Consider the following 12,338-nt stretch of genomic DNA (forward strand, 5'->3'; position numbering starts at 1 on the left):
CAGAAGATAGTGTTCGTTGATGCATTTTCTAGAATTCATAACTGAGTGCCAGTTTGTAGTTACGTCCAGGTAAGGTTTTTTCCTCATCATCAGGCCAAACTGAGTAATTCTCATCCATAAGATTCTCAATACCTGCCCTGAGTTCTAGGCTCGCTAACCAAGGCGCTTGATAAGTTAGGTATACACTGTGAAGTTGATAGCCTTCTGCATCCATCCCTCTTTTGAGTTGTGCTTCGGGAAGACGGGTCATATCCATAGCAAAACTCGATGTCCATGACAGTCTCAGTTGTGATATCAGCTGCCAGCTAATCCCTAGATTGATTTTATCTTGGGGGGCGCGGTTGTAGGGCTGGCGAATATCTTCAATGGTGCCTAGGTAGAAGTTGGGCATGCCCTCGACATCCATTTTCACTTTGCTGTAATTAGCAAACATATCAATATTATTATATTGATAGGTCAATTCTGCTTCGATACCGCTTGAATAGAGCATGCCAATATTTTTACTGGAATAATCTCTGTGTGTGGCTTCTGTTGGGGAGGCAGGTTCTTTTTGGCCATCAACAATTTTGTACATATAAGGTGCCGTGTCGATATAATTTTCGACTTGGGTATCAAACCAGTTTAGTTTGAATAAGAGCCGATCAGCATAAGCAAGTTCGTTGAATACTAAGCCAAATCCAACTTCATAGTTACGGCTATTTTCGGCTTCTAAGCCAGGTTGCGGTTCGCTGTAGCATTGTTTGCTTGGTCTATGACAAATCCATTCATCTTTCTTGTATAGCTCCCTTAAATTTGGCCCTCGAAAGCTTTCAGTATAGCGACCATATAGGCGCAACCAGTCAGTCGGACGAATGGTTAAGCCTGCATTAGCTGACCATGCATTATCACTATTCTCACCAAATTGTGGATAGTTATCTGATTCATTTTGGTAGGAGTCAAAGCGAAATCCCGCTTCTGTGCTCAGCCAAGTACTGTAGTCAGATTCATGTCTTAGACCAAGAGCGAAGGTTTCTCCTTGGCTTTTACCATAGTAAGTGCCATTGGTATTCGTGAGGCGATTAAATTCTTCGTCTTGAAATTGGCTGTAATCAAGATTGGTAAATAGAGTAACTTCACCATGCCAATGGTTAACTTCATGACTTATGCCATTACTCAAGTTAAGGCCGAAGCTCTTATCCTCAAAAGTATCATTTTTATCGAATTGATATTCAGTTGGGCTGAGTATGATCTTGCCTTGCTGTTCGCGAACTCTTTGGTAGTCTTGATAATAGACTTGTGCTTGCAGATTGACCCAAGGGGAGTGGCTATCGAGGTGATAGGCCAATGACTGGCTTAAACGCTTACCCGTTTCACTTTCGTTTAAGGGTTGATCAATCCAATTAGTGTTATTACCAAAGGGGAGTTCTGCTATTTTGGAATTAGTGTAAAAGGTATCCGAGTCGAAACGGCCTATTGGAGTTTCCAAATTGAGTTTTAAGCGCAGGTCATCATTTTTGCCATCATTTTTTAATATTTCAGTTTGACCTCTAAGTGAGTCTTCATCATCCCTTGGATTAACTTCGACATCGCCAAAGGTACGTCTATTGGCATGCAATGCGATACCTAAATCTTCAGTCGCATAGTAAGCGGTCATTCCACCGCGCCGCATGGAGTCGACATCACCCATACCAGCTCTTACTAACACGCCTGCCCCCGCGTTTCCAGCGGTATAATCCCACGCATTTTTAGTGACAACTTTAATTTGTCCCCCTATAGCACCGCTTCCCGCTGATATGCCGTCGGCTCCACGAGTGACTTCTACTGCTTTAACGACACTGGGGTCTAAATCGAGCGGGCTAATATAACCATTAGTATTGCTTCCATCGCTATACTGTTTGTAAATTACCCCGTCAACTTGGAGGTTAATCCTTTCATTTCCAAAACCGCGAATACTGATATCCCCCATAAGAGGCCTATCGTTATTATTTACACTGATGCTTGGGGTTTGCATTAATACATCGGTCAGCTCGGACGCTTGGGTATCTTCGATATATTTATCAGTAATAACAGTAATAGACCTAGGAATTTCAAGTGCTTTTTGTTTTAAATCGAGTTTAGTTCCAATAACTTGTATGACCTCTAGTTTAGTGGCTTCTTCTGTCTTCTTATGGATATCTTCTGCAACTGCGTGGAAGGATAAAAAGGGAAGTAAAGCATAATAGAGAGGAGAATATGGATGAGCTTTCATACAACTAAGTCCTTTTATAGAGAGGCTTTAAAAATCGCAGAGATTCTAAGCTTGTAACGCATAAATGCAAACGATTCTCATTTAATTTACATTGTTCAAACAAAGTAAATGTGTTTTGTATGGATGGTTTTATATTTTATAAGATGAGGGATTGCCGAGTTGAAAATGGACGCTGGATTTTAGGATTGAAATGCCTGTGAGGCTCTGAACTAAATTAGAGATTTAATGTGATTGGTATTACTTATTGTTTATTACTAGTAACTGTTTCCAACAGGCTGCTTAACTGTTTTTCGGTCACTAAATTATGTAAAATCATTGGCCTAAATGGATTTGAATCGTAAGAGTAGGAGCCAATGAGTTCGATTAAATTTGATATTCCCGAAGATCACCGTATTGCTTTTCAGAAGTATTACAAACAAAAAGTCGCCCCTAAATGCGCACCATTTGAAGCTAAACGTGAAGGCGTGAACCAAAGGCGGCGTGAAAATGCCAAGTTCACCACCCCAATCTACTATATAGGTATCACTATTATTTTGGGCGCCTTCGCCGGGCTGCTCGGGGTCCAGTTTATGCTGGTGCCTATGGATTATTTTGTGCCTTTGATGATTGTCGCGTTCTTGCCCGCTCCCGTGATAGTGTTAGCGGTCATTGCCTCGGGTAAGGAAAGCAATGAGCTCTATAATGCCGCCTTTGAAAAACTCTATCCTATTAGCCTTAAGTATTTTGGCGATGACTTTGCGTTAACGAGGGAGCCTAAGGTCGATTTCTCTCTCTTCCTTGAGCTGGGGCTGCTGCCTAAAACCGATAAGCAGTATGCGCAAAATTGCCTTAAGGGAACCTATAACAAGGTGCCGTTCCAGTTTTATGAGGTCGATGCTTACAACACTAAGTCGAACAATAATGGCTCGGTTCAGCGGGAAACCATCTTCAATGGTGTGCTGCTGGTTTGCAATATTCCTAAGCGATTCAATAGTACTACGCTGTTAGTCACAGATAAGGGCAGTTTAAAAAATCGCCTTGAGGGTTTTAAGACTCAGCTGTCGCGCGTCAAGCTTGAGGACGTAAGGTTCGAGCGGCGCTTTGAGGTTTATAGCAGCGACCAAGTCGAGGCGCGCTACTTACTCAATCCCTTGATGATGGAAAATCTGTTGGCTTTGAGCCGCGAGTTAAATGCTGAGGTTGAAGCCTGTTTTTATCAAAAACAGTTGCTGATTAAGATCCCGACAAAACACCACTTCTTTATTAATCAACTCGATTTAGATCGCCCCATCGATTTTAAGCGTAATATCGAGCAAATGTTTACCGAGTTAGGTTACACCTTCTCAATAATCAATACTTTAAAGCTTGATAAGCATACTGGGCTCTAGTGCGTTAGGTTATTAACGAATAAGTGCATGGTATCTATTGGCCCTAGTGTTCTAGGGCTATTTAGCGTCAGTACAACTTTGCTGCGGTAGATATGTTCAGCGCCTACTGTGAGCGGTGAGTCAAACTGCATAGGCATGGAAGCAGGTACTCAAGCTACTGAACACGCTGTTGATCGCTAATGGGTTGGGTCTATGCTAGCCGAGCTTTTCCTTCGCTTGAATCATATCAATCACAATCTTCAATATAGCCTGTCGAAGCTTTCTACAGGCTTGAGACACCATAACAATGAATCCCGAAACTCCCCTTCGATTGGTTCACCGCTGTGTCCATCCAAATGCCACTGGGTTTAGCTGTGCTGGCGTTAGATGGTGTTAGCTTAAACCTATTGTCATTCAAAGGTTTTGCGCTGACGCTGACTACCTTCGCCGCTTCCTTTGGAGTATTAGTCATCTTCTGGTTACTGCAGCGAAGAGCTAAGCGCCTTGAGGCTATGTCCAGCTAATCGTTGCGGCATTTACAGTACATAACGTAGGCGCAGTGCCGTCTGCTCAACGGGTGACAGTGATAGCCATTGTTCTCGTATTTCCACCGCTTCCTGTGGATAGTCGGTGATCAGTACATCGGCTCCCAGTGCTAACATGCGTAGCATTTGCCGTGGATTGTTCACTGTCCATACATGCACTTGCTTGCCGCCCTTATGCGCTCTGGCGATAAACTTCTCATTGGTAATCGACTGATTTATCGCTAGGAATTGCGCATTCGACTTAATCGGGTCGCCGATAGATTGGGTGACAATCAACCCTGTTTGGATTGAAGGGTCTAGTCGTTGCACTTCTTCAATGGCTCTTGCTTCGAGCGAGGTAATCACTACTTGTTGTGTCATTTTCTGTTGTTGCAGTAGGGCAACAACAGCCTGCGCTAAGGTGGGATCGGCTTGATTATATTTAAGCTCAATATTCAAACCTATCTTATTGCGCGCCTCATTGAGCATTTGTAGTAGTGTCGGCACGGATTCACCTGCAAAGGCGGCACTGTGCCAGCGACCCGCATCGAGTTGTTGTATTTCACTGGCGCTGAGATTGGCTACTCGCCGTGGATCGCCCGCGATACGCATTAAATCCGCATCGTGCAGCACCATTAAGGTGCCGTCAGCGGCGGTTTGCACATCTATTTCAGCATAATCGGCCTTTTCTGCAATCGCTAAACGCAAAGCCGCAAGGGTATTTTCTGGTGCCCTAGCGGCCCCCGCTCGGTGGGCTGAAATGAGGATTTCATCCCTTTGTGGCTCACTGCTTAGGGCGTACACTCCAAATCCCAGCATGATTAAAAAAGTCGTAACCAAGACGCCACTTAGAGTGTAAATCGACAGCTCTGAAGTCTTTTTTACTGTCTCTCGTCCAAGGCGTTCTAACCCTGCAGGTTTCTCTCCCAGTTGGCGGTATAACAACAAGATGATAAAGGCTTCGCCAAACATGCCGAGTAAGGACCAGGTTGCACTCAGCATAAAAATCAGTGCAGAGACGAGGGCCAACATGGCTAATTCTGCCGAAAGTGTCAGTGAAACCCGGTCGAGTAAGCTATCGGCCCCCCATGAGATCAACAGCATTAAGGGGTACAGCAAAGCCCCTATCCTTAACCACCATCCCGCCGCGTGCCACATAATCGCGCGTTCATTGCCCGCGCTTAACTGCCAACTGCGTTTGAGTGCCGTTAATGCATCGGTTGTTTCACTGACAATTATCGTCAGGGAAAAGGCCGCTTTGGCCCACAGATATAAGCTAATAAGTAAATAGAGTAATGCTAAGAAGGCCATGCTCGATAAGGCTAAATACCATTCTACTGGCTTGAAATACAGGTAGTAATTGATGTCGTGTCCCTGTAGAAACACGCTGAAAATGAGATACCCTAATCCCATAAAAGGTACGCTGAGCAGCAGTAAGCAAGCCGCATATATGCAACCAAGGCGAATGAATACGGGTAAGCGCGCCGTGGCGAAAATCAGTGCCCGCACTGGGCCAATGGGAATATCGTATAACCCTGATGCGGCGAGAATCGTGACCCCAGCGCGCTGGGTAAAAAACACGGTAAAGCTGCTGAATAGGGTAATGATCATAAATAGCAAGCCATAGGGAGACATGGCGAAGGCGATTAAGTCGTAATTGGTTATGGTGACATTGCCCGTTTTGGCAATCAGATGGCGCAGTAGCCAGCCAAAAGACGGGACGATAATGCCCGCCGACACTAAGGTAAATAGCAGTTCAAATTCAATGAGTTTTCTACCGCAACGACGAATGGCTTTAAGCGTGTCATGCCAGTAACTGTGTTCAGGATTGAGCATGCAGCTTCCTTATTCGTGCGAGTTAGGACTGTAATTTAGCAGCGTTTCAGGTTGACGGTTAGTCATTGGTGCAATGTTTTAGATATGGGCAGGCCGTTAAAGTCTTCTTTTCAATGATTTTACAGAAGACGTATAAGTGACTAATCAAAGTATTGGTTTAGCTGCATGGGCTCAGCCATTGCCTTTGCCGATATCTCGTTGATTCATATAGTGGGCTAATTGTGTCGCATCGGCATGGGGGCTGGCACTTAAGCCGCTGAACACACCCTGTTGATCGCTAATGGATCTATGCTGGCCGAGCTTTTCCTTTGCTTGAATCTCATCAATCACAATTTTAAAGCCGACGATAGCTTGGCGCAGTTTCTGCTGATACTCATCTGGCATAATTTGTTTATCTTGCAATAGCTTGGGTTCGTACTTCGCCACTAACTTGTCCAACATGTCTTGGGTTTCGGTATCACTCAACAGACTTGCGACACCATAACAATGCACCGCCGCATAATTCCATGTAGGCACCGCAGGTTTAGCATCATACCAAGTTGGGGAAATGTAAGCGTGTGCGCCGCTGAAAACCACTAATACCCGCTGACTTTCAAGCTCTTGCCAATGTGCGTTTGCTCGCGAAACATGGCCATACAAGACGCCTTTCTCTCCCACAGTTGCATCGAGTACAAAGGGAATATGGGTCGCATTCAGTGAGCTCGAAACCAGCAAACCAAAGCTGTTTTGCGTGATAAAACCTGTGATGGCCTGCTGATCTGTCATCGCCATATTCTTAGGGGTATACATTATCATCCTTGGGTTTCAACATGAGTGAAAGCGTTATATTACAAGGAAAAAGTCGGGAGTCGATAGGGGATTTAGAGTGTTAGTTTGTGGCTTTTTAAAATCAAAATCGTATGGACTTAAACTCGGACTCGGAGATTAAACACTCGCATTACTGTGACTCGCAGCAAGTACATCCGTGTATGCTCGAACGTGGCATCCATGCGAGTGCTTAATCTAGTTAAGACCTGCGTATACATCTAGCCTCGTTAAAATCCGCGAATCAAACTTGCCTAGACTGATTCACGCATAAAATCCTGCCATTTTACGCTGGCTTTGGGCTAATGCGCTTTTGCCCCTTGATTCGTTAGTACTTTTGCTCATACATATCCTGTCAAAACGAGTTTGCCTTACTGAAATTATCAGAAGGAGGAAACTTCACGAATCCTAGCCTTCTTTCTATACAAATTGATATGCTACTTGTACTCTTCTTATTCCGTGTTCTAAAGAAGGATTTTTAAATGACACATTTAAGTGATGATGAACGTACAAAGTACTACCTTGTTGATATTGAAACAGGTAGTCAATTTGACAACTTTGAAAGAGACCAAGAGGTGATTTCTCCGTTGCCACCTAAAGTTGGTGAATACTTAAATCAGTCTGGTCTGTATTTTGAGGTTGTCACATTACTACACCATTTTGATTCCAACTATATTGATGTTTACGTTAGATATGTTGGAGATAGCGTAAAGTTTTTAGAACATATTCAAACTAAGTTAGCCTCTAAACGTTAGCAAGTTGCGGTGGGGAGTCAGTGTCATCGATATCAGTTATTTAAAAATGATTCGGCACGCGAGGCATTTCCACTGTGCGTATATTTATGCACTTAAGCGTCACACAGCAGGTTTAGTATTGCGTTGCTCAAAAGTCGAATACCATAATAGGGCGTTGAATAAGAGGTTATATGTCGTTTATACAAAGTATCTCAGAACCCAAGGATATGCTTCTTAAGCTTATCCGTGAGGGGAACAGGATTACGTTTGAAGAAGAACCTGAAAATCTAACAGATCATTTTTTTAACTTTTCAGTCACTGCGCATTCAATTCGTGACTGGTGCATTAAGTATCAGAACCAACAAGCCACAAAAAAGACGTTAAATCAGCAGTGGGATAAGCAACCTTTTTTAGTAATTGCTAAAGATATTGCTAACTCGGTTAAACATTTTGGTATCGATCTCTATCAGCCTAAACTTAAAGAATCAGAAGCACAAAAAGCAAATGTTGTTAATTTTTGTGTTGGTGAAAACATTCCTGAAAAATTGCAAAAAGCAGTTAATGACAAAACATTTAGAGAATCGGAAGGTCAAGCAAAACCTAGCTACCTCGTCCGGTTTGAAGATGGTACAGAGGTAACTTTAAATGATTATGTTCTTAAAACGGTAACTTTTTGGGTTAGTTACTTCGACCAAAATTCAATTCCGAGAGAACAATCAGTAAGTGCTACTCACCTATATATTAATAGGCCATTTTGGTCACAATTCAGATAACCAGCGTTTAGGGTTTCAAGACACTTTTGTAATCTATTGAGGTTTATTTAGTATTATTGTACTAATTGAATTTTGTTCAAAAGTTAGCCCGTGAATCACTCTGTACCAGACTGATTCACGCCAACCGCTAAAACCCGCTCTCACGGCCTGTTTGCGGCTATTTGAGGGCATTTTTTTACCCTAAAATGAATCAAATCTCTTAAGAACTGATTCAAGCTCACTTGATGACGGCACATTATCAACATAACGAGTTTATGATGGTGGCGCAGTTTCCTGTAACGCAAATTGCATCAGGCTAATGGCTAAATTAGGTCATCAATATGCACGGGAGTTGATGAGATTAAGCACTGGCTTGTAAGTGACCGTTCGTGACAGGGATGTCACGGTCGAGCCCTCAAGGATGAGTTTATGGCGTGTCACTGGAAAGCCAGTGCTTAATCATTTTCTGATTATTTGCACATTGCCGCACATTCAGTACAGGGTTACTTAGTTGACACAATCAACCAATCTCGATATGGTTGATTAAGTCAACTATATCGAGAGCCTTCTATGCCTTCATTGTCACTCAGTGAAACTTTGCACAGATTAGTGCATGCCTACAAAAAGCAATTGCGTAGCGATATTGCTGCACAAGAGATTGATTTACCTGTCACTCATATCCGTGCCTTGAAGGGGGTGTGTCGCAATCCTGAATCGACAGCCCAGTCTATTGCCCTGCGAATGCAGCGGGATAAAGCACAAATTACCCGTGTTCTTAATGAGCTACAGCAGGGCGGGTTGATCACTAAAATCGATAACCCAAAGGATGGCCGCAGCCAGTTGCTGCGACCCACGGCTGAGGGGGAAAAGATCATGACCCAGATCAGTACCTCAGAACGCAAAACTGTAGCGCGCATGACGCAGGCGCTCAGTTCAGCCGAAGTCGATATTTTTATTAAACTTGCCAATCGGATTAGCAAAAGTGTGGATGAGGCGACTGCCGCCAAAAGTGAAACTGATTGCCTTACTCAAAAAAGACCATCTAGTCAGCCAAAAGATACGGCTGGCAAAGGAGCCATTGAGTTGCGCTTAACGGCAGAAAACGCCATAGGAGAAAATCATAATGAATAAACCTGCACCACGTGAGCTAGAAGTGATCCGCTCCACTTATATCACTCCGCATATGTTACGCATGACCTTAGGCGGTGCGGGATTCGCTGGATTTCCTATTGATCAAGAGAGTGCCTATATTAAGTTGTTATTCCCACAAGCGGGTGAGCGTCCATTAATGCGAACCTACACAATTCGCCAGCAACGCAATGATGAAATTGATGTGGATTTTGTACTGCACGATACCGACGGCCCCGCATCGAGTTGGGCGAAAACGGCGCAGGTGGGCGATATTATTCAAATCGGCGGACCTGGGCTTAAAAAACTGATTAACCTTGAGGCAAATTGGTTTTTACTCGCAGGTGATATGACAGCCTTACCCGCCATTAGCGTGAATCTGGCAAAATTACCAAACAATGCCGTGGGTTACGCTGTGATTGAAGTGCTAAGCGAGGCTGACATTCAGCCTCTCGTACATCCTGAACACGTGGAGCTGCATTGGGTGATCAATCCTGAGGCCGATCCCGAAGGTCGCCCTTTGATCGAGCGAATTGCCCAATTACCTTGGCTTGCTGGCGAGCCCGCCGTATGGATTGCCTGTGAATTTAATAGCATGCGCGCGTTAAGAAGACACTTTAAGCAAGCGCATTCATTGCCTAAGAGTCATTTTTATACCTCGAGCTATTGGAAAATAGGTTGTAACGAAGGTGAGCATAAGCTGGTAAAACAAGAAGATGAACAGTTAGAAAATGGGGCCAGTGTTTAAATCCAGATAAGGTCGCCAAGTTTGACTTAACGACCTTATCTAACCTTTCGCTTATGCCGTTTTTGCTGCTGATGCACCTATTATTGATGCACTTAGGCTACTGGTGAACTAGCTTGCCATTCTTCACCACATCTTTGCAGGGATTCACGCCATAGCTGTAGGCCAACTGCGCCGGTGTGGCGATATCCCACAGACAAAAATCGGCTTGTTTGCCAATGACTAAACTGCCGACGTTATCTTCAATCCCGAGTGCCTTGGCGGCATTTAAGGTGAGTCCTGTTAAGGCTTCTTCTGGCGTTAAGCGGAACAAGGTGCAGCCCATATTCAGCATTAACAGGGTTGAGCAAATGGGGGATGAACCTGGGTTGAAATCGCTGGCGAGCACCATAGGTACGCCATATTGGCGCAGTAAATCGATAGGTGGCTTTTGGGTTTCCCGCAAAAAGTAAAACGCGCCGGGCAGCAGTACGGCGCAGGTGCCGCTTTCACTTAAGGCTTTTACGCCTGCCTCATCTAAATATTCGATATGATCCACAGACTTAGCACCAAGACGTGCGGCCAGTGCGCTGCCACCCATATTAGTTAACTGCTCGGCATGGAGCTTAATCTCTAATCCCGCTGCTTTGGCTGCGCTGAGTACGCGTTCTGTTTGCTCAAGGTTAAAGGCGATATTCTCGCAGAATACATCCACCGCATCGGCAAGATTTTCGGCGATCACTGCGGGTAGCATCTTATTGATAATTAAGTCGACATAGCCGTCGCTATTGTCTTTATATTCTGGCGGAATCGCATGGGCGCCAAGGAATGTGGTCTTCACATCTACGTGGTGATGTTTGCCGAGCTCGCGGGCGACTCGCAGGATTTTCAATTCAGTTTCAGTATCTAAGCCGTAACCCGATTTGATCTCAACCGTAGTCACTCCTTCTTTGGCCAGCGCGTTTAAACGCTGACGGCCGAGTTCAAATAATTCTGCTTCATCCGCTTCGCGGCAAGCTTTAACGGTTGAAATAATGCCGCCACCTGCACGAGCAATGTCTTCGTAACTGGCGCCCTGTAGGCGTAACTCAAATTCATTGGCGCGATTACCGGCAAAGATTAAGTGGGTGTGGGCGTCAATTAATCCTGGGGTGATCCAGCCGCCTTTGCCCCTGTAAACGGGAATTGACAACACATCGAAGGCGGGCAGTTCGCTGCGGGGGCCAAGCCAAGCAATTTTACCATCTTTTACTGCGATGGCCGCGTTGGTGATCGCACCATAAGGTGCTGATACGGAAGGGTCCATTGTGGCTAAGTTAACGTCTATCCAAACCTGATCCCAAGACATGTATTCCCCTCGCTGTGCTGGCAGATGTTAACCAAGTGATTAACGGTTTATTAAATTTATGTGAGCTGGCTTGTATTTACTTGTATATACAAGCTAGGATTGTAGCCGCAATTTTGAACGTTTGAAAGAGTGAATAGTACCTAGATTCTAGTGCTTTATATTGAGGAAATGTTTTGGCTACTCCTAAGTTTGCAGAAATTAAGCAATACATTACCTCCTCTATCGAGTCGGGTGAGTGGGAAGAGCATGCTCGCGTGCCTTCTGAGAATCAGCTTGCCGATTTGTTTACCTGCAGCCGAATGACGGCGCGACGTGCGCTAACCGAGCTGACGGATAGCGGTGTGCTTGAGCGTTCTCAAGGGTTAGGCACCTTTGTCGCAGGGTGTAAATCCCAGTCGTCTATGTTGGCGATCCGCAATATTGCCGATGAGATAAAAGACCGCGGCCACGGCTATAGCGTGCAGCAATGGGTGTTAGAACAAGTCGCGGCGAGTACGAGTATCGCAATTTCCCTTGGGCTTGAGCGCGGTGCAACGGTATTTCATTCGATATTAGTGCATTGCGAGCAGGGCTTACCGTTGCAAGTTGAAGAGCGTTATGTGAATCCCGAGTTAGTGTCCGATTATTTATTGCAGGATTTTACCTTGCAGACGCCCCACGAATATTTATCACAAGTGGCACCGTTGACCGAGGCGCATCACACGATTGAAGCGATTATCGCCAGTGAAGAATTACAGCAAAGGCTCGAAATCCCCGCCACTGAGCCCTGTTTACAGATTTTACGACGCACTTGGTCACGCCAAGGCGTCGTGAGTTTCGCAAAATTAGTTCATCCAGGTAGCCGTTTTAAACTCGGCGGCCACTTAACCTTTAGCAAGTAACGCCAGTGGCGTGATTAACAATGTAAATCAGTAA

The 12,338-nt window shown here is 44.7% G+C and carries 10 protein-coding genes and 1 pseudogene; 7 read left to right on the forward strand and 4 right to left on the reverse strand.

Translation table 11 applies throughout. The features are described 5' to 3' along the window. Positions 1–28 precede the first annotated feature (28 nt). Complete coding sequence (locus Q4Q46_RS09015; protein ID WP_311905762.1) at positions 29–2,227, reverse strand: TonB-dependent receptor domain-containing protein; 2,199 nt, start codon at positions 2,225–2,227, stop codon at positions 29–31. Positions 2,228–2,580: 353 nt separating this feature from the next. Between Q4Q46_RS09015 and Q4Q46_RS09020 the strand changes: the two genes are divergently transcribed. Both Q4Q46_RS09020 and Q4Q46_RS09025 read left to right on the forward strand, forming a co-directional pair. Continuing rightward, positions 2,581–3,594, forward strand: coding sequence for a DUF3137 domain-containing protein (locus Q4Q46_RS09020; RefSeq protein WP_311905763.1), 1,014 nt, complete (start codon positions 2,581–2,583; stop codon positions 3,592–3,594). 293 nt (positions 3,595–3,887) lie between these two features. Next, positions 3,888–4,097 (forward strand): annotated as a pseudogene (locus tag Q4Q46_RS09025) (hypothetical protein); the annotation flags it as partial. A 12-nt stretch (positions 4,098–4,109) separates the two neighbouring features. On the opposite strand, the gene Q4Q46_RS09030 reads toward Q4Q46_RS09025, so the two are convergent. Further along, on the reverse strand, positions 4,110–5,933 hold the full coding sequence (locus Q4Q46_RS09030; RefSeq protein WP_259529361.1) for a glycerophosphodiester phosphodiesterase: 1,824 nt from the start codon (positions 5,931–5,933) through the stop codon (positions 4,110–4,112). A gap of 171 nt (positions 5,934–6,104) precedes the next feature. After that, positions 6,105–6,722, reverse strand: coding sequence for an FMN-binding negative transcriptional regulator (locus Q4Q46_RS09035; RefSeq protein ID WP_311905764.1), 618 nt, complete (start codon positions 6,720–6,722; stop codon positions 6,105–6,107). A 497-nt stretch (positions 6,723–7,219) separates the two neighbouring features. Between Q4Q46_RS09035 and Q4Q46_RS09040 the strand changes: the two genes are divergently transcribed. From Q4Q46_RS09040 to Q4Q46_RS09055, 4 genes are all read left to right on the forward strand, one after another. Next, entirely contained in the window at positions 7,220–7,492 is a 273-nt protein-coding gene (locus Q4Q46_RS09040; RefSeq protein ID WP_115335940.1) for a hypothetical protein, read from the forward strand. Positions 7,493–7,662: 170 nt separating this feature from the next. Continuing rightward, entirely contained in the window at positions 7,663–8,244 is a 582-nt protein-coding gene (locus Q4Q46_RS09045; protein ID WP_311905765.1) for a hypothetical protein, read from the forward strand. A 549-nt stretch (positions 8,245–8,793) separates the two neighbouring features. After that, positions 8,794–9,354, forward strand: a complete 561-nt coding sequence (locus Q4Q46_RS09050; RefSeq protein WP_311905766.1) for a MarR family winged helix-turn-helix transcriptional regulator — start codon at positions 8,794–8,796, stop codon at positions 9,352–9,354. Continuing rightward, positions 9,347–10,099: a siderophore-interacting protein gene (locus Q4Q46_RS09055; protein ID WP_311905767.1), complete on the forward strand. Its 753-nt coding sequence runs from the start codon at positions 9,347–9,349 to the stop codon at positions 10,097–10,099. The genes Q4Q46_RS09050 and Q4Q46_RS09055 overlap by 8 nt, the downstream gene beginning before the upstream one ends. A 97-nt stretch (positions 10,100–10,196) precedes the next feature. Here the strand turns inward: Q4Q46_RS09055 and hutI are convergent, their stop codons facing one another. After that, positions 10,197–11,423, reverse strand: coding sequence for an imidazolonepropionase (gene hutI / locus Q4Q46_RS09060; RefSeq protein ID WP_311905768.1), 1,227 nt, complete (start codon positions 11,421–11,423; stop codon positions 10,197–10,199). Positions 11,424–11,596: 173 nt separating this feature from the next. On the opposite strand from hutI, the gene hutC reads away from it, so the two are divergent. Continuing rightward, a complete protein-coding gene (gene hutC, locus Q4Q46_RS09065; RefSeq protein ID WP_311905769.1) occupies positions 11,597–12,304 on the forward strand; it encodes a histidine utilization transcriptional repressor HutC in 708 nt (235 codons plus the stop codon). Positions 12,305–12,338 lie beyond the last annotated feature (34 nt).

Origin of the sequence: Shewanella vaxholmensis (genome assembly GCF_031932135.1) — a bacterium.
GTDB lineage: Bacteria > Pseudomonadota > Gammaproteobacteria > Enterobacterales > Shewanellaceae > Shewanella > Shewanella hafniensis.